This is a genomic window from Streptomyces sp. NPDC037421 (assembly GCF_055602105.1).
The window spans coordinates 108,298-126,045 of record NZ_JBVJWV010000007.1 but is presented as its reverse complement, the minus strand read 5'-3'; the positions used below and the strand labels follow the sequence as shown (position 1 = coordinate 126,045).

Sequence of the window (17,748 nt, the reverse complement as noted above, 5' to 3'; positions counted from 1 at the left end):
CCTGGCGGCCCTCCTTAAGGGCCCGGAACCGGGTCCGATGCGGGGAAAAGCAGCTGGGGCCGGGGGGAGGGGGCGAGCCCCCCCCCCCCCCCCCCCCCCCCGCCCCCTCCGCCGTTTTCCGGCCGTCGTCCGGTCGCGCGCGGACTCCTGCCGGCCGACCGACGAAAAACCGGCGGGTGCCGGCGCCCTGGGGCACCGGCACCCGCCGGTAACGTTTCTGCTGAGCTGGGACGGATCCCCTGGGACTAGATGTCCTCGTGGGCCACGGCGCGACGCGCGTCGGCGTCGAGGACGCCCCAGCTGATGAGCTGCTCGGTCAGGACCGAGGGGGACTGGTCGTAGATGACGGCCAGGGTGCGCAGGTCGTCCTGGCGGATCGACAGCACCTTGCCGTTGTAGTCGCCGCGCTGGCTCTGGATCGTCGCCGCGTAGCGCTGGAGCGGGCCGGCCTTCTCGGCGGGGACGCCCGCCAGGCGCTCCAGGTCGAGGCGCAGCTTCGGCGGCGGCTCGGCCGCACCGCCGGGGGTCGTGCCCGGCAGCAGTTCCTGGACCGGAACCCCGTAGAAGTCCGCCAGCTCGGCGAGGCGCTGGACGGTCACGGCGCGGTCCCCGCGCTCGTAGGAACCGACCACCACGGCCTTCCAACGGCCCTGGGACTTCTCCTCGACACCGTGGAGGGAGAGGCCCTGCTGGGTGCGGATGGCGCGGAGCTTGGCCCCGAGCTGTTTGGCGTATTCGCTGGACATAACGCTCCCGGACGCTGTGACGCTGTGACTACATGGAGACCATGCGGCTCCGCCGCGCGGCTGGTAACTCACTGTGAGGTTACGCAGCGTTACTTGGATGCGTCAAGCCGAATGCTCTTCCACGCCCTCTTACGAGGGGTGCCGCCGGGCCCCGGTGCGAGGGTCCCCGCCCGCCCCTGGTACCGTGGACGGCGTACATCAGACGTCCTTTAAGGTCCGTCCCGTGAGGCGGAGAAGGAGGTCCTTTTCATGGACAGCAAGACTTCCCAGGTCTCGGCCGACGAGATGCGCCCCGTTCTGGAGGCGCAGGACATCGCCCGGGTCCTGACGCGTATCGCCCACGAGATCGTCGAACGCGCCAAGGGCGCCGACGACGTGGTGCTCCTCGGCATCCCCACCCGCGGTGTGTACCTGGCCCGCCGGCTGGCAGCCAAGCTGGAGGAGATCACCGGGACGAAGATCCCGGTCGGCTCCCTCGACATCACCATGTACCGCGACGACCTGCGCCTGAAGCCCGCCCGGGCGATCGGCCGCACCGAGATCCCCGGCGACGGCATCGACGGCCGCCTGGTGGTCCTCCTCGACGACGTCCTCTTCTCCGGCCGCACCATCCGCGCCGCCCTCGACGCGCTCGGCGACATCGGCCGGCCCCGCGCCGTCCAGCTCGCGGTCCTCGTCGACCGCGGCCACCGCGAACTTCCGATCCGCGCCGACTACGTGGGCAAGAACCTGCCCACCTCGCTGCGCGAGACCGTCAAGGTCCAGCTCCAGGAGGAGGACGGCCGCGACGCCGTGCTGCTCGGCCAGCGGACCGCCCAGGCAGCAGGGCAGTAGACCCCGCGCGTACGGGACCCCTCGCGGGGGCCCGTGCCGAGCCCTGCCCTGCCCGCACACCCGTCAGCCCCGCCTGCCTGCCCTCCCGACTTACGGAGCACCCAGATGAAGCGCCACCTCATCTCGGCCGCCGACCTCACGCGCGACGACGCCGTCCTGATCCTCGACACCGCCGAGGAGATGGCCCGGGTCGCCGACCGGCCGATAAAGAAGCTGCCCACCCTGCGCGGCCTCACCATCTGCAACCTGTTCTTCGAGGACTCGACCCGTACCCGGATCTCCTTCGAAGCCGCCGAGAAGCGCCTCTCCGCCGACGTCATCAACTTCGCCGCGAAGGGCTCCAGCGTCTCCAAGGGCGAGTCCCTCAAGGACACGGCCCAGACCCTGGCGGCCATGGGCGTGGACGCCGTGGTCATCCGCCACCACGCCTCCGGCGCCCCCTACCGGCTCGCCAACTCCAGCTGGATCGACGCCCCGGTGATCAACGCCGGCGACGGCACCCACCAGCACCCCACCCAGGCCCTGCTCGACGCGTTCACCATGCGCCGCCGCCTGGTCGGCCGGGACGCCGGGCTCGGCAAGGGCCTCGACGGCCGCCGGATCACCCTCGTCGGCGACGTCCTGCACAGCCGCGTGGCCCGGTCCAACGTCGACCTGCTGCACACGCTCGGCGCCGAGGTCACCCTGGTGGCCCCGCCGACCCTGGTGCCGGTCGGCGTCGAGACCTGGCCCTGCGAGATCTCGTACAGCCTCGACGAGGTGCTGCCGAAGTCCGACGCGGTCATGATGCTGCGTGTGCAGCGAGAGCGGATGAACGCCGCCTTCTTCCCGACCGAGCGCGAGTACTCCCGCCGCTACGGCCTGGACGCCGCCCGCATGGCCCGGATGCCCGAGCACGCCATCGTGATGCACCCCGGCCCCATGGTCCGCGGCATGGAGATCACCGCCGAGGTCGCCGACTCCGACCGCTGCACGGTCGTCGAGCAGGTCACCAACGGCGTCTCGATCCGCATGGCCGTCCTGTACCTGCTGCTCGGAGGCTCCGAGCCCGCCGTCACCACCAGCACCACCGCCCGCACCGAGGAGAACAAGTAACCATGAGCAAGATCCTTATCCGCGGCGCGAAGGTCCTCGGCGGCGAGGCGCAGGACGTCCTGATCGACGGCGAGACCATCGCCGAGGTCGGCCGGAACCTGTCCGCCGAGGGCGCCCAGGTGATCGAGGCCGAGGGCCAGGTCCTCCTCCCCGGCCTCGTCGACCTCCACACCCACCTGCGCGAGCCCGGCCGCGAGGACTCCGAGACCGTCCTCACCGGCACCCGCGCCGCCGCCTCCGGCGGCTACACGGCCGTCTTCGCCATGGCCAACACCTTCCCGGTCGCCGACACCGCCGGCGTCGTCGAGCAGGTCTGGCGCCTGGGCAAGGAGTCCGGCTACTGCGACGTGCAGCCCATCGGCGCCGTCACCGTCGGTCTGGAGGGCAAGAAGCTCTCCGAGCTGGGCGCCATGCACGAGTCCGCCGCCCGCGTCACCGTCTTCTCCGACGACGGCAAGTGCGTGGACGACGCCGTGATCATGCGCCGCGCCCTGGAGTACGTGAAGGCCTTCGGCGGCGTCGTCGCCCAGCACGCCCAGGAGCCCCGCCTCACCGAGGGCGCCCAGATGAACGAGGGCATCGTCTCGGCCGAGCTCGGACTGGGCGGCTGGCCGGCCGTCGCCGAGGAGTCGATCATCGCCCGCGACGTCCTGCTCGCCGAGCACGTCGGCTCCCGCGTGCACATCTGCCACCTCTCCACCGCCGGCTCCGTCGAGATCGTCCGCTGGGCCAAGTCCCGCGGCATCGACGTCACCGCCGAGGTCACCCCGCACCACCTGCTCCTCACCGACGAGCTCGTGCGCTCGTACAACCCGGTCTACAAGGTCAACCCGCCGCTGCGCACCGAGCGCGACGTGATGGCCCTGCGCGAGGCGCTCGCCGACGGCACGATCGACATCGTCGCCACCGACCACGCCCCGCACCCGCACGAGGACAAGGACTGCGAGTGGGCCGCCGCCGCCATGGGCATGGTGGGCCTGGAGACCGCGCTCTCCGTCGTCCAGCAGACGATGGTGGAGACCGGACTGCTCGACTGGGCGGGCGTCGCGGAGCGGATGTCGCACGCTCCGGCGCGCATCGGCAGCCTCGCGGGGCACGGCCGGCCCGTCTCGGCAGGTGAACCCGCGAACCTGACCTTGGTCGAGACCTCGTACCGTGGTGTCGTGGACCCCGCACACTTCGCCTCCCGCAGCCGCAACACGCCTTACGAGGGCCGTGAGCTGCCGGGACGCGTCACTCACACCTTCCTGCGGGGCCGGGCAACGGTCGTGGACGGGAAACTGGCGTGACACCTGCAGTAATCCAACTGGCCGCCGAGGCCGCCGAACGACAGTCGGCGGAGGTGACGGACTGGGGCGCCCGCGTCGCGTGGGTCATCGGTCTGCTCGTCTTCATCGCGTTCGTGTACTGGCTGATGCGGCAGGGCTGGAAATGGCGCGGCGCTCTGCAGAGTGATCTGCCCGAGCTGCCCGCCGCCCCCGGCGGTCTCCCCGAGCACCGGCTGGCCCTGACCGGCCGGTACCACGGGTCCACCACCGCCGGCCAGTGGCTCGACCGGATCGTCGCCCACGGGCTCGGAGTCCGCAGCCGGATCGAGCTCACCCTCACCGACGCGGGCCTCGACGTGGTCCGTCCGGGGGCAACCGACTTCTTCGTACCGGCCGCGCAGCTGCGCGGCGCCCGCCTCGACAAGGGAATCGCGGGCAAGGTACTCACCGAGGGCGGTCTGCTCGTCGTCACATGGGCGCACGGCGACAAGCTGATCGACTCCGGATTCCGCTCGGACCGGGCCGCCGAACACGCGGCCTGGGTTCGAAGCATCGAATCGATGAACACCCAGAACTCAACCACCACGACGGAAGGCGCCGAACGATGACGACCTCCACCAGGGGAGCAGCGAAAGCTCCCGCCGTACTCGTCCTGGAGGACGGTCGGATCTTCCGCGGCCGCGCCTACGGCGCCGTGGGGGAGACCTTCGGCGAGGCCGTGTTCTCCACCGGCATGACCGGCTACCAGGAGACCCTCACCGACCCGTCGTACCACCGGCAGGTCGTCGTGATGACCGCCCCCCACGTGGGCAACACCGGCGTCAACGACGAGGACCCCGAGTCCTCCCGCATCTGGGTCTCCGGCTACGTCGTCCGCGACCCCGCGCGCGTCCCCTCCAACTGGCGCTCGCAGCGCTCGCTGGACGAGGAGCTCGTCAAGCAGGGCGTCGTCGGCATCAGCGGCGTCGACACCCGCGCCCTGACCCGCCACCTGCGCGAGCGCGGCGCCATGCGCGTCGGCATCTTCTCGGGCGAGGCCATCGCCGACGACGCGGCCCTGCTGGCCCGCGTCCAGGAGGCCCCCCAGATGAAGGGCGCCAACCTCTCCGCCGAGGTCGCCACCAAGGAGGCGTACGTCGTCCCCGCGATCGGCGAGAAGAAGTTCACCGTCGCCGCCGTGGACCTCGGCATCAAGGGCATGACCCCGCACCGGATGGCCGAGCGCGGCATCGAGGTGCACGTGCTGCCGGCCACCGCCACCGTCGAGGACGTGTACGCGGTCGACCCCGACGGCGTGTTCTTCTCCAACGGCCCGGGCGACCCGGCCACCGCCGACGGCCCCGTGGCCGTCATGCAGGGCGTCCTGGAGCGCAAGACCCCGCTCTTCGGCATCTGCTTCGGCAACCAGATCCTGGGCCGCGCGCTCGGCTTCGGCACCTACAAGCTGAAGTACGGCCACCGCGGCATCAACCAGCCGGTCCAGGACCGCACCACCGGCAAGGTCGAGATCACCGCGCACAACCACGGCTTCGCCGTCGACGCGCCCCTCGACAAGGTGTCCGAGACCCCCTACGGCCGCGCCGAGGTCTCGCACGTCTGCCTGAACGACAACGTCGTGGAAGGCCTCCAGCTGCTCGACCAGCCGGCCTTCTCCGTCCAGTACCACCCCGAGGCGGCCGCGGGCCCGCACGACGCCGCGTACCTCTTCGACCGCTTCGTTTCTCTGATGGAGGCCGAGCGTGCCTAAGCGCACCGATATCCAGTCCGTCCTGGTCATCGGCTCCGGCCCGATCGTCATCGGCCAGGCCGCGGAGTTCGACTACTCCGGCACCCAGGCCTGCCGCATCCTCAAGGCCGAGGGCCTGCGGGTCATCCTGGTGAACTCCAACCCCGCGACGATCATGACCGACCCGGAGATCGCCGACGCCACGTACGTCGAGCCGATCACCCCCGAGTTCGTCGAGAAGATCATCGCCAAGGAGCGCCCCGACGCGCTGCTCCCGACCCTCGGCGGCCAGACGGCCCTCAACACCGCCATCTCCATGCACGAGCAGGGTGTGCTGGAGAAGTACGGCGTCGAGCTCATCGGCGCCAACGTCGAGGCCATCAACAAGGGCGAGGACCGCGACCTCTTCAAGGGCGTCGTCGAGGCCGTCAAGGCCAAGATCGGCTACGGCGAGTCCGCCCGCTCGGTCATCTGCCACTCGATGGACGACGTCATCAAGGGCGTCGACACCCTCGGCGGCTACCCCGTCGTCGTGCGCCCCTCCTTCACCATGGGCGGCGCCGGCTCCGGCTTCGCCCACGACGAGGAAGAGCTGCGCCGCATCGCCGGCCAGGGCCTCACGCTCTCCCCGACCACCGAGGTGCTCCTGGAGGAGTCCATCCTCGGCTGGAAGGAGTACGAGCTGGAGCTGATGCGCGACACCAAGGACAACGTGGTCGTCGTCTGCTCCATCGAGAACTTCGACCCGATGGGCGTGCACACCGGTGACTCGATCACCGTCGCCCCGGCGATGACCCTCACCGACCGCGAGTACCAGCGGCTGCGCGACATCGGCATCGCGATCATCCGCGAGGTCGGCGTCGACACCGGCGGCTGCAACATCCAGTTCGCGATCGACCCGGTCGACGGCCGCGTCATCGTCATCGAGATGAACCCGCGCGTCTCCCGTTCCTCGGCGCTCGCCTCGAAGGCCACCGGCTTCCCGATCGCCAAGATCGCCGCCAAGCTGGCCATCGGCTACACGCTGGACGAGGTCCCGAACGACATCACCGAGAAGACGCCGGCCTCCTTCGAGCCGACCCTCGACTACGTCGTCGTCAAGGCCCCGCGCTTCGCCTTCGAGAAGTTCCCGGCCGCCGACGCCACCCTCACCACCACCATGAAGTCGGTGGGCGAGGCCATGGCCATCGGCCGCAACTTCACCGAGGCCCTCCAGAAGGCCCTGCGCTCCCTGGAGAAGAAGGGCTCCCAGTTCACCTTCGTCGGCGAGCCCGGCGACAAGGAGGAGCTGCTGGCCACCGCGGTCCGCCCGACCGACGGCCGCATCAACACCGTCATGCAGGCCATCCGCGCCGGTGCCACCCAGGAGGAGGTCTTCGAGTCCACGAAGATCGACCCCTGGTTCGTCGACCAGCTCTTCCTGATCAAGGAGATCGCGGACGAGCTCGCCGCCGCCGAGAAGCTCCACCCCGAGCTGCTCGCCGAGGCCAAGCGCCACGGCTTCTCCGACGCCCAGATCGCCGAGATCCGCGGCCTGCGCGAGGACGTCGTCCGCGAGGTCCGCCACGCCCTCGGCGTCCGCCCGGTCTACAAGACGGTCGACACCTGCGCCGCCGAGTTCGCCGCGAAGACCCCGTACTTCTACTCGTCCTACGACGAGGAGTCCGAGGTCGCCCCGCGCACCAAGCCCGCGGTGATCATCCTGGGCTCCGGCCCGAACCGCATCGGCCAGGGCATCGAGTTCGACTACTCCTGCGTCCACGCCTCCTTCGCCCTCAGCGACGCCGGCTACGAGACCGTGATGGTCAACTGCAACCCCGAGACCGTCTCGACGGACTACGACACCTCCGACCGCCTGTACTTCGAGCCGCTGACGCTCGAGGACGTGCTGGAGATCGTCCACGCCGAGTCGCTGGCCGGCCCGATCGCCGGTGTCGTCGTCCAGCTCGGCGGCCAGACCCCCCTCGGCCTCGCCCAGGCGCTCAAGGACAACGGCGTGCCCGTGGTCGGCACCTCCCCGGAGGCCATCCACGCCGCCGAGGACCGCGGCGCCTTCGGCCAGGTCCTCGCCGACGCCGGCCTGCCCGCGCCCAAGCACGGCACCGCCACCACCTTCGCGGGTGCGAAGGCGATCGCCGACGAGATCGGCTACCCGGTCCTCGTCCGCCCGTCCTACGTGCTCGGCGGACGCGGCATGGAGATCGTCTACGACGAGACCCGCCTGGAGTCGTACATCGCGGAGTCCACGGAGATCTCCCCGACCCGCCCCGTGCTGGTCGACCGCTTCCTCGACGACGCGATCGAGATCGACGTCGACGCCCTCTACGACGGCACCGAGCTCTACCTCGGCGGCGTCATGGAGCACATCGAGGAAGCCGGCATCCACTCCGGCGACTCGGCCTGCGCCCTGCCCCCGATCACCCTCGGCGGCTTCGACATCAAGCGCCTGCGCGCCTCCACCGAGGCCATCGCCAAGGGCGTCGGCGTCCGCGGCCTGATCAACATCCAGTTCGCGATGGCGGGCGACATCCTCTACGTCCTGGAGGCCAACCCGCGCGCCTCCCGGACCGTCCCCTTCACCTCGAAGGCGACCGCCGTCCCGCTCGCGAAGGCCGCCGCCCGCATCTCGCTCGGCGCCACCATCGCCGAGCTGCGCGCCGAGGGCATGCTGCCCAAGGCCGGCGACGGCGGCACCCTGCCGCTGGACGCGCCGATCTCCGTCAAGGAGGCCGTCATGCCGTGGTCGCGCTTCCGCGACATCCACGGCCGCGGCGTGGACACCGTCCTCGGCCCGGAGATGCGCTCCACCGGCGAGGTCATGGGCATCGACTCGGTCTTCGGCACGGCGTACGCCAAGTCGCAGGCCGGCGCCTACGGCCCGCTGCCGACCAAGGGCCGCGCGTTCATCTCCGTCGCCAACCGCGACAAGCGCTCGATGATCTTCCCGGCCCGCGAGCTCGTCGCCCACGGCTTCGAGCTGCTCGCCACCTCCGGCACCGCCGAGGTGCTGCGCCGCAACGGCATCAACGCCACCGTCGTGCGCAAGCTCAGCGAGGGCGAGGGCCCGGACGGCGAGAAGACCGTCGTCCAGCTCATCCACGACGGCCAGGTCGACCTGATCGTCAACACCCCGTACGGCACCGGCGGCCGCCTCGACGGCTACGAGATCCGTACGGCCGCCGTGGCGCGCAGCGTCCCGTGCCTGACCACGGTCCAGGCGCTCGCCGCCGCCGTGCAGGGCATCGACGCGCTCAACCGCGGTGACGTCGGCGTGCGCTCCCTCCAGGAGCACGCGGAGCACCTGAACGCCGCCCGCGACTAGCAGCCCGTACGAAAGGGGGGCACCGGCCACAGCGACCGGTGTCCCCCCTTTCATGAGGACGTAAGGGATATTTCGGACGATGTACAAGCTGTTCTTCAACCTCGTCTTCAAGCGGATGGACCCCGAGCGGGCCCACTACACGGCCTTCCGGTGGATCCGCCTCGCCGCCGGCACCCCGGTGCTGCGCACCTTCGTCGCGGCCGCCCTGGCGCCGCGCCACGAGTCCCTGCGCACGGAGGCCCTCGGCCTGCGGATGCACGGCCCCTTCGGGCTCGCGGCCGGCTTCGACAAGAACGCCGTCGCCATCGACGGCATGTCGATGCTCGGCTTCGACCACATCGAGATCGGCACCGTCACCGGCCAGGCGCAGCCCGGCAACCCCAAGAAGCGGCTCTTCCGCCTGGTCCCCGACCGGGCGCTGATCAACCGCATGGGCTTCAACAACGAGGGCTCGGCCGCCGTCGCCGCCCGCCTGGCCGCCCGCAACCCGGTCTTCAGGACCGTCGTGGGCGTCAACATCGGCAAGACCAAGGCCGTGCCGGAGGCCGAGGCCGCCGCCGACTACGTGGTCTCCACCGAGCGCCTGGCCCGCCACGCCGACTACCTGGTCGTCAACGTCTCCTCGCCGAACACCCCGGGCCTGCGCAACCTCCAGGCCACGGAGTCCCTGCGGCCGCTGCTGACCGCCGTGCGGGAGGCCGCGGACCGCTCGGTCACCGACCGCCGCGTCCCGCTCCTGGTCAAGATCGCCCCGGACCTCGCGGACGAGGACGTCGACGCGGTCGCCGACCTCGCCCTCGAACTGGGCCTGGACGGAATCATCGCCACCAACACCACCATCGCCCGCGAGGGCCTGGGCCTGAAGTCGGACCCGGCCCTGGTCAAGGAGGCCGGCGGACTGTCCGGCGCCCCGGTCAAGGAGCGCTCCCTGGAGGTCCTGCGCCGCCTGTACGCGCGCGTCGGCGACCGCCTCGTCCTGGTGGGCGTCGGGGGCATCGAGAACGCCGAGGACGCCTGGCAGCGCATCCTGGCGGGCGCCACGCTGGTCCAGGGCTACAGCGCCTTCATCTACGAGGGCCCGTTCTACGCCCGCGCCATCCACAAGGGCCTGGCCGCGCGCCTGGCCGCCAGCCCGTACGCGACCCTGGCCGAGGCCGTGGGCGCCGAGACCCGAAAGGCCGCGCTGTGAGCCCTGTGACCCCCTTCGGAACCCGCCTGCGCGCCGCCATGGACGCCCGGGGCCCCCTGTGCGTGGGTATCGACCCGCACGCCGCCCTGCTGGCCTCCTGGGGCCTGGCGGACGACATCGCCGGCCTGGAGCGGTTCTCCCGCACGGTGGTCGAGGCCCTGGCCGACTCCGTCGCCGTCTTCAAGCCGCAGGCCGCCTTCTTCGAGCGCTTCGGCTCGAAGGGCGTTGCCGTGCTGGAGCGGACCGTCGCCGACGCCCGCGCCGCCGGGACCCTGGTGGTCATGGACGCCAAGCGCGGCGACATCGGCTCCACGATGGCCGCGTACGCCTCGGCCTTCCTGGACCCGTCCTCCCCGCTGTTCTCGGACGCCCTGACGGTCTCCCCGTACCTCGGCTACGGCTCGCTCGCCCCGGCCGTGGAGCTGGCCCGCGCATCGGGCTCCGGCCTCTTCGTCCTGGCCCTGACCTCCAACCCGGAGGGCGCGGAGGTCCAGCGCGCGGTCCGCGAGGACGGCCGCTCGATCGGCGCGACCATGCTGGCCCACCTGGCGGCGGAGAACGCGGGCGCCGAGCCCATGGGCTCCTTCGGCGCGGTGGTGGGTGCCACGCTGGGCGACCTGTCCTCCTTCGACCTGGACATCAACGGTCCGCTGCTGGCCCCGGGCATCGGCGCCCAGGGCGCGACCGCGGCCGACCTCCCGGCGGTCTTCGGCGCGGCCGTCGCCAACGTGGTCCCGAACGTCTCGCGGGGAGTCCTGAAGCACGGTCCGGACGCCGCCGCCCTGCGCGCCTCCGCGAAGCGCTTCGCGGACGAGGTGCGGGAGGCCGTCGCGGGCTGATCCCCGGGGTGCCGGACCGGCGTGTGACACGGGCTGACGAAATTCGAACGTCTTTCCCCGGACAAAACCGGGGTGGTTTGTCCGTGATGTACGGTTCAGTGGAGGCTGACCAGGACTTTTCGTCCGTTCTCGCTGACTGGAGCGGCCTTGGCCGCTAGTCTCCGACCAGAGTGAACGAGCAGCGAGCGAATTCCATCGCTGTTCGGGATCTCGCCTGGCGTGGTGCCCACGGGCTCCCCGCCGGTCCGTATCCGACAGTTCGACATCCGAGGTGACGTAGGCGTGGCTCTTCCGCCCCTTACCCCTGAACAGCGCGCAGCAGCGCTCGAAAAGGCCGCCGCGGCTCGCCGGGAGCGGGCCGAGGTGAAGAATCGACTCAAGCACTCCGGCGCCTCCCTCCACGACGTCATCAAGACGGGTCAGGAGAACGACGTCATCGGAAAGATGAAGGTCTCCGCCCTTCTCGAGTCGCTGCCCGGCGTCGGCAAGGTCCGCGCCAAGCAGATCATGGAGCGCCTCGGCATCTCCGAGTCCCGGCGTGTCCGAGGTCTCGGTTCCAACCAGATCGCCTCTCTGGAGCGTGAGTTCGGCGGTAGCGGCGCCTGAGGCGTCGCCCGAAGTTCTCCCGGCGTTCTCAGGCAGTCCCGAGAACCTGGATAATCGCTCTATGGCAGCAGAGGTTCGTCCGCGGCTGACCGTGCTCTCCGGCCCCTCGGGGGTCGGCAAGAGCACGGTCGTCGCGCATATGCGCAAGGTCCACCCCGAGGTATGGCTCTCGGTGTCGGCCACCACCCGCAAGCCGCGGCCCGGTGAGCGACACGGAATCCACTACTTCTTCGTCAACGACGACGAGTTCGACAAGCTGATCGCCAACGGCGAGCTGCTGGAGTGGGCCGAGTTCGCGGGCAACCGCTACGGCACACCGCGCGGCGCGGTACTGGAACGCCTGGACAACGGCGAACCGGTGCTGCTGGAGATCGATCTCCAGGGCGCCCGGCTCGTCCGCGAGTCCAAGCCCGACGCGCAGCTGGTCTTCCTGGCCCCGCCGAGCTGGGACGAACTGGTCCGCCGCCTCACCGGCCGCGGCACCGAGTCGCCCGAGGTCATCGAGCGCCGACTGGAAAGCGCCAAGATCGAACTCGCTGCCGAGTCCGAGTTCGACACCACCCTGGTGAACACCTCCGTCGAGGACGTGGCGCGTGAGCTGCTAGCCTTGATGAAAGTTGTTTGATCGTTTTCCTGCGATCTTCACCCATCTTCGGAAGGTAGAGCGTGTCCTCTTCCATCACCGCGCCCGAGGGCATCATCAACCCGCCGATCGACGAGCTGCTCGAGGCCACGGACTCGAAGTACAGCCTCGTGATCTACGCGGCCAAGCGCGCGCGTCAGATCAACGCGTACTACTCGCAGCTCGGTGAGGGCCTGCTCGAGTACGTCGGCCCGCTGGTGGACACCCACGTCCACGAGAAGCCGCTTTCGATCGCGCTGCGCGAGATCAACGCGGGTCTGCTGACCTCCGAGGCCATCGAGGCCCCGGCCCAGTAGGCTGCGAGAAATCCTTCACCACAGGCCCGGCAGTACAACTGCCGGGCCTGTGGTGTGTCATAGGTGTCGTACGCGAATCGTCGATGGGGAGTACGTGGTGGACAAGCCGAAGGTCGTGCTGGGCGTCAGCGGCGGGATCGCCGCCTACAAGGCCTGTGAGCTGCTGCGCCGGCTGACCGAGTCCGGGCACGACGTACGGGTGGTGCCCACGGCGGCCTCCCTGAACTTCGTCGGCGAGGCCACCTGGGCCGCGCTCTCCGGGAACCCGGCCTCCACCGAGGTCTGGGAGACCGTCCACGAGGTGCCCCACGTGCGCATCGGCCAGGGGGCCCACCTCGTCGTCGTCGCCCCGGCCACCGCCGACGTGCTGGCCAAGGCCGCCCACGGGCTGGCCGACGACCTCCTGACGAACACGCTGCTCACGGCGCGCTGCCCGGTGGTCTTCGCGCCCGCGATGCACACCGAGATGTGGGAGCACCCCGCCACTCAGGAGAACGTGGCCACGCTGCGCCGCCGTGGCGCGGTCGTCATCGAGCCGGCCGTGGGCCGGCTGACCGGCAAGGACACCGGCAAGGGCCGGCTGCCCGACCCGGAGGAGATCTTCGAGGTCTGCCGCCGGGTCCTGGCCCGGGGCGCGGCGGAGCCGGACCTCGCCGGACGGCACGTGGTGGTCAGCGCCGGCGGCACCCGCGAGCCGCTGGACCCGGTGCGCTTCCTCGGCAACCGCTCCTCGGGCAAGCAGGGCTACGCCCTCGCCCGTACCGCCGCCGCGCGCGGCGCCCGGGTCACCCTGGTGGCCGCCAACACTGCGCTGCCGGACCCGGCCGGGGTGGACGTCGTGCGGGTGGGCACGGCGCTCCAGCTGCGCGAGGCGGTGCTCAAGGCCGCCGTGGACGCCGACGCCGTGGTGATGGCCGCCGCCGTGGCGGACTTCCGCCCCGCCGTGTACGCCGACGGCAAGATCAAGAAGAAGGACGGGCAGGACCCCGAGCCCGTGGCCCTCGTACGGAACCCCGACGTCCTCGCGGAGGTCTCCGCCGATCGGGCCCGGGAGGGCCAGATCGTCGTCGGCTTCGCCGCCGAGACGGACGACGTGCTCGCCAACGGCCGGGCGAAGCTCCGGCGCAAGCGGTGCGACCTCCTCGTGGTCAACGAGGTCGGGGAGTCCAAGACCTTCGGTTCCGAGGAGAACGAGGCCGTCATCCTCGCTTCGGACGGGGCGGAGACTCCCGTACCCTATGGTCCCAAGGAAACTCTGGCGGAAGTCATCTGGGACCAGGTCGCCCCGCGACTCGCGCCCCGACGTGATCTTCACCGCGCCTGAGCGTTTCCCTTCTCGCCGGTAGTTCCGTGCGTAAGAATGGAGTGCCGCAGGTCACACGGCTCCCACAGGGCGAGACGGGTGGTCCGGCGGACGGTGGCGACCGATAAACTGCACTTGGAACGTGACCGGGCGCAGCCCCCGGTGTGGTTCCGCCAAATGATCAGCCAGCAGCCGCTGCAACCCCAGGGAGCGTTGTGTCCCGTCGCCTGTTCACCTCGGAGTCTGTGACCGAGGGTCACCCCGACAAGATCGCTGACCAGATCAGCGACACGATCCTCGACGCGCTCCTCACCGAGGACCCGACCTCGCGTGTGGCCGTGGAGACTCTCATCACGACCGGTCTCGTGCACATCGCGGGCGAGGTGACGACCAAGGCGTACGCGCCGATCGCCCAGCTCGTCCGCGACAAGATCCTCGAGATCGGCTACGACTCGTCCAAGAAGGGCTTCGACGGCGCCTCCTGCGGCGTGTCGGTGTCCATCGGAGCCCAGTCCCCCGACATCGCTCAGGGTGTGGACACGGCCTACGAGTCCCGGGTCGAGGGCGACGAGGACGAGCTCGACAAGCAGGGTGCCGGCGACCAGGGCCTGATGTTCGGCTACGCCACGGACGAGACGCCCGAGCTGATGCCGCTGCCGATCCACATCGCGCACCGCCTCTCGCGCCGCCTGTCCGAGGTCCGCAAGAACGGCACCATCCCCTACCTGCGTCCCGACGGCAAGACCCAGGTCACCATCGAGTACGACGGCGACAAGCCGGTCCGCCTCGACACGGTCGTCGTGTCCTCGCAGCACGCCGCCGACATCGACCTCGACTCGCTCCTCGCGCCCGACATCCGCGAGTTCGTCGTCGAGCACGTGCTCGCGCAGCTCGTCGAGGACGGCATCAAGCTGGACACCGAGGGCTACCGCCTCCTGGTGAACCCGACCGGGCGTTTCGAGATCGGCGGCCCGATGGGCGACGCCGGTCTGACCGGCCGCAAGATCATCATCGACACGTACGGCGGCATGGCCCGCCACGGCGGCGGTGCCTTCTCCGGCAAGGACCCGTCGAAGGTGGACCGCTCCGCCGCGTACGCGATGCGCTGGGTCGCGAAGAACGTGGTCGCCGCCGGCCTGGCCGCGCGCTGCGAGGTCCAGGTCGCCTACGCCATCGGCAAGGCCGAGCCCGTCGGCCTCTTCGTCGAGACCTTCGGCACCGGCACCCTGCCCGACGAGCGGATCCAGGAGGCCGTCTCCAGCGTCTTCGACCTCCGCCCGGCCGCCATCATCCGCGACCTCGACCTGCTGCGCCCGATCTACGCCCAGACCGCCGCGTACGGCCACTTCGGCCGCGAGCTGCCGGACTTCACCTGGGAGCGCACCGACCGCGTCGACGCCCTGCGCGCCGCCGCCGGCCTGTAAGCGGCAGAGCCGTCAGGCGAACGGCCCCGGACCCTCGCGGTCCGGGGCCGTTCGTCGTCGTCGGGGTCCGCTGTCGGTGGGGTTTGCCAGAATGCCTGTGTGAGCAGCGCGAACGATTCCCAGCCGGAACAGCTCGCCCTGATCCGGGAGATGGTCGCCGAGGCGAAGGCCAAGGCGCCCAAGGCCAAGCCGCGGACCTGGCGCGGGGCCGCCGTGGCCGAGGAGCTGCCCGTCGCCCGTGTCCTCGTGAACAAGGGCGTGCTCCACCTCGACCGGCTCTTCGACTACGCCGTACCCGCCGAGCTGTCCGAGGCCGCCCGGCCCGGCGTGCGCGTCCGGGTCCGCTTCGGCGCGGGCGGGCACCGGGTGCACGGCGGCCGCCGCGAGGGCGGCGGGCTCATCGACGGCTTCATCGTGGAACGGTGCGCCGAGTCCGACTACGACGGCGCCCTGGCCGCCCTCGCCCAGGTCGTCTCGCCCGAGGTGGTCCTCGGGCCCCGCATGCTGGCCCTCGCCCGGGCCGTCGCCGACCGGTACGCCGGCAGCCTCGCCGACGTGCTCCAGCTGGCCCTGCCCCCGCGCAGCGCCCGCGCCGAGGCCAGGCCCTCGCCCGAACCGCTGCCGCCGCCCGCCGTGCCCGAGCCCGGCGGCTGGACGCGCTACGGGGCCGGGCCCGCCTTCCTGCGCGCCCTGGCCACCGGCGGCACCCCCCGCGCGGTGTGGACCGCGCTGCCCGGTCCCGGCTGGGCGGACGAGCTCGCCCGGGCCATGGCCGCCACCCTCGCCTCCGGACGCGGGGCCCTCGCCGTGGTGCCCGACGGGCGCACCGCCGCCCGGGTCGACGCCGCCCTCACCGCCGTGCTGGGCGAGGGCCGGCACGCGCTGCTGACCGCCGACTCGGGCCCCGAGAAGCGCTACCGGGAATGGCTCGCGGTGAGCCGGGGCTCGGTCCGCGCCGTGGTCGGCACCCGGGCGGCGATGTTCGCCCCCGTACGGGACCTCGGGCTGGTCGCGGTCTGGGACGACGGTGACTCCAGCCACGGCGACATCCACGCACCCTTCCCGCACGTGCGCGAGGTGCTGGAGCTGCGCGCGGTCAGCGACGGCTGCGGCTTCCTGGCCGGGAGCACCAGCTGCACCGTGGAGGCCGCCCAGCTGGTGGAGTCCGGCTGGGCCCGGCCGCTCGTCGCGGACCGGGAGACCGTACGGGCCGCCGCGCCCCGCATCCGCACCGTCGGCGACGAGCTGCTGGCCCGCGACGGGGCGGCCCGCGCGGCGCGGCTGCCGAGCCTGGCCTGGGAGACCGTACGGGAGGGCCTGAAGAGCGGGCCCGTACTGGTCCAGGTGCCGCGGCGCGGGTACGTGCCCCGGCTGGCCTGCGAGCGCTGCCGGACGCCCGCCCGCTGCACGGTGTGCGCCGGGCCGCTGGAGGCTCCCGACGAGCGGGAGCTGCACTGCGGCTGGTGCGGGCGCGCCGAGAGCGCCTGGCACTGCGAGGAGTGCGGCTCGTTCCGGCTGCGGGCCCAGGTGGTGGGCGCGCGGCGGACCGCCGAGGAGCTGGGCCGGGCCTTCCCCGCCGTGCCGGTGCGCACCTCCGGGCGGGACCACGTGCTGGACGAGGTGTCCGACCGGCCCGCGCTGGTGGTGTGCACCCCGGGTGCCGAGCCGGTCGCGACGGGCGCCGGGTACGCGGCGGCGCTGCTGCTGGACGGCTGGGCGATGCTGACCCGGCCCGACCTGCGGGCGGGGGAGGACGCCCTGCGCCGCTGGATCGCCGCGGCCTCGCTGGTCCGCGCGGACGGGCAGGTGGTGGTGGTCGCCGAGCCGACGCTGCGGCCCGTGCAGGCCCTGGTGCGCTGGGACCCGGTCGGGCACGCCGTACGGGAGCTGGCCGAGCGGGCCCAGCTGGGCTTCCCGCCGGTGTCCCGGATGGCGGCGGTGGCCGGCCGGGGGGACGCCCTGGAGGCCTTCCTCGAAGCGGTCGAGCTGCCGGCCGACGCGGAGGTACTGGGTCCCGTGCCGCTGCCCGGGCGGCGGGGGGAGCCGTCGGCGGGGGAACGGGCGCTGGTGCGGGTCCCTCCGGGGAGCGGGGCGGCGCTGGCCGCGGCGCTCAAGGCCGCGCAGGCCGCCCGCATGGCGCGGGGCGCGCAGGCGGGGGAGCCGATCCGCATCCGGATCGACCCGCCGGACATCGGCTGAGCCGGCCCGATTTCCGACGCGCCGCACTCCGTCCGCCGGCCCCTGGCCGGCCGGGCCGGTGCCCTCGGCCGGGGCGGGTGGTTCGTCGCGGGCGGGTGGGCCGCTGCGCGGGCCGTGGTCCGCTGCCCGCCCTCCGCCCGTTCCCCGGGGCTGCGCCCCGGAGCCCCGCGCGGCGTTCGAGCGCAACGGGGTCCGGGGCGGAGCCCCCGGGGAACGGGCCCGGGGATGTGCCGTCGGGGGTCGGCGGCCCGGCGGCGG

Annotated in this window: 15 protein-coding genes; 14 read left to right on the top strand and 1 reads right to left on the bottom strand. The window is 71.9% G+C overall.

Annotation, left to right across the window (positions count from 1 at the left end):
• Positions 1-245 precede the first annotated feature (245 nt).
• Entirely contained in the window at positions 246-746 is a 501-nt protein-coding gene (gene bldD, locus ACZ7IF_RS13335; RefSeq protein ID WP_007263032.1) for a transcriptional regulator BldD, read from the bottom strand.
• Positions 747-995: 249 nt separating this feature from the next.
• Between bldD and pyrR the strand changes: the two genes are divergently transcribed.
• The 14 genes from pyrR to ACZ7IF_RS13265 all read left to right on the top strand — a co-directional run bounded on the left by pyrR (position 996) and on the right by ACZ7IF_RS13265 (position 17,490).
• Positions 996-1,580 carry a bifunctional pyr operon transcriptional regulator/uracil phosphoribosyltransferase PyrR gene (gene pyrR / locus ACZ7IF_RS13330; RefSeq protein ID WP_470968612.1) on the top strand — a complete coding sequence of 195 codons (585 nt, stop codon included), beginning with the start codon at positions 996-998 and terminating at the stop codon, positions 1,578-1,580.
• Between the two features lie 105 nt (positions 1,581-1,685).
• Positions 1,686-2,675 carry an aspartate carbamoyltransferase catalytic subunit gene (locus tag ACZ7IF_RS13325; RefSeq protein ID WP_470968609.1) on the top strand — a complete coding sequence of 330 codons (990 nt, stop codon included), beginning with the start codon at positions 1,686-1,688 and terminating at the stop codon, positions 2,673-2,675.
• Between the two features lie 2 nt (positions 2,676-2,677).
• Positions 2,678-3,964, top strand: coding sequence for a dihydroorotase (locus ACZ7IF_RS13320; protein WP_470968605.1), 1,287 nt, complete (start codon positions 2,678-2,680; stop codon positions 3,962-3,964).
• The gene (locus ACZ7IF_RS13315) at positions 3,961-4,551 is read left to right on the top strand and encodes a PH-like domain-containing protein (protein ID WP_470968602.1); all 591 of its coding nucleotides are present in this window, start codon (positions 3,961-3,963) and stop codon (positions 4,549-4,551) included. Before ACZ7IF_RS13320 ends, ACZ7IF_RS13315 begins: the two co-directional genes overlap by 4 nt.
• The gene (gene carA, locus ACZ7IF_RS13310) at positions 4,548-5,690 is read left to right on the top strand and encodes a glutamine-hydrolyzing carbamoyl-phosphate synthase small subunit (RefSeq protein ID WP_470968599.1); all 1,143 of its coding nucleotides are present in this window, start codon (positions 4,548-4,550) and stop codon (positions 5,688-5,690) included. Before ACZ7IF_RS13315 ends, carA begins: the two co-directional genes overlap by 4 nt.
• The gene (gene carB / locus ACZ7IF_RS13305) at positions 5,683-8,991 is read left to right on the top strand and encodes a carbamoyl-phosphate synthase large subunit (protein ID WP_470968595.1); all 3,309 of its coding nucleotides are present in this window, start codon (positions 5,683-5,685) and stop codon (positions 8,989-8,991) included. Before carA ends, carB begins: the two co-directional genes overlap by 8 nt.
• A 79-nt stretch (positions 8,992-9,070) precedes the next feature.
• On the top strand, positions 9,071-10,180 hold the full coding sequence (locus tag ACZ7IF_RS13300; RefSeq protein WP_470968592.1) for a quinone-dependent dihydroorotate dehydrogenase: 1,110 nt from the start codon (positions 9,071-9,073) through the stop codon (positions 10,178-10,180).
• Positions 10,177-11,019, top strand: coding sequence for an orotidine-5'-phosphate decarboxylase (gene pyrF, locus ACZ7IF_RS13295; protein ID WP_470968589.1), 843 nt, complete (start codon positions 10,177-10,179; stop codon positions 11,017-11,019). Before ACZ7IF_RS13300 ends, pyrF begins: the two co-directional genes overlap by 4 nt.
• A 282-nt stretch (positions 11,020-11,301) precedes the next feature.
• Positions 11,302-11,625 (top strand): integration host factor, encoded by a 324-nt coding sequence (locus ACZ7IF_RS13290; RefSeq protein ID WP_030234009.1) that lies wholly within the window; start codon positions 11,302-11,304, stop codon positions 11,623-11,625.
• 61 nt (positions 11,626-11,686) lie between these two features.
• Complete coding sequence (gmk, locus tag ACZ7IF_RS13285) at positions 11,687-12,250, top strand: guanylate kinase (RefSeq protein ID WP_470968586.1); 564 nt, start codon at positions 11,687-11,689, stop codon at positions 12,248-12,250.
• A 41-nt stretch (positions 12,251-12,291) separates the two neighbouring features.
• Positions 12,292-12,564: a DNA-directed RNA polymerase subunit omega gene (gene rpoZ / locus ACZ7IF_RS13280; protein WP_004948662.1), complete on the top strand. Its 273-nt coding sequence runs from the start codon at positions 12,292-12,294 to the stop codon at positions 12,562-12,564.
• Between the two features lie 97 nt (positions 12,565-12,661).
• Positions 12,662-13,888 carry a bifunctional phosphopantothenoylcysteine decarboxylase/phosphopantothenate--cysteine ligase CoaBC gene (coaBC, locus tag ACZ7IF_RS13275; RefSeq protein ID WP_470968582.1) on the top strand — a complete coding sequence of 409 codons (1,227 nt, stop codon included), beginning with the start codon at positions 12,662-12,664 and terminating at the stop codon, positions 13,886-13,888.
• Between the two features lie 194 nt (positions 13,889-14,082).
• A complete protein-coding gene (metK, locus tag ACZ7IF_RS13270; RefSeq protein WP_470968579.1) occupies positions 14,083-15,291 on the top strand; it encodes a methionine adenosyltransferase in 1,209 nt (402 codons plus the stop codon).
• Between the two features lie 99 nt (positions 15,292-15,390).
• Positions 15,391-17,490, top strand: a complete 2,100-nt coding sequence (locus tag ACZ7IF_RS13265) for a primosomal protein N' (RefSeq protein ID WP_470968574.1) — start codon at positions 15,391-15,393, stop codon at positions 17,488-17,490.
• Positions 17,491-17,748: the final 258 nt, after the last annotated feature.

Excerpts from the sequence above, each read along its gene's own strand:
- bldD (WP_007263032.1), bottom strand. The coding sequence starts at position 746 with ATGTCCAGCGAATACGCCAAACAGCTCGGGGCCAAGCTCCGCGCCATC.
- pyrR (WP_470968612.1), top strand. The coding sequence starts at position 996 with ATGGACAGCAAGACTTCCCAGGTCTCGGCCGACGAGATGCGCCCCGTT.
- ACZ7IF_RS13325 (WP_470968609.1), top strand. The coding sequence starts at position 1,686 with ATGAAGCGCCACCTCATCTCGGCCGCCGACCTCACGCGCGACGACGCC.
- ACZ7IF_RS13320 (WP_470968605.1), top strand. The coding sequence starts at position 2,678 with ATGAGCAAGATCCTTATCCGCGGCGCGAAGGTCCTCGGCGGCGAGGCG.
- carA (WP_470968599.1), top strand. The coding sequence starts at position 4,548 with ATGACGACCTCCACCAGGGGAGCAGCGAAAGCTCCCGCCGTACTCGTC.
- ACZ7IF_RS13300 (WP_470968592.1), top strand. The coding sequence starts at position 9,071 with ATGTACAAGCTGTTCTTCAACCTCGTCTTCAAGCGGATGGACCCCGAG.
- gmk (WP_470968586.1), top strand. The coding sequence starts at position 11,687 with ATGGCAGCAGAGGTTCGTCCGCGGCTGACCGTGCTCTCCGGCCCCTCG.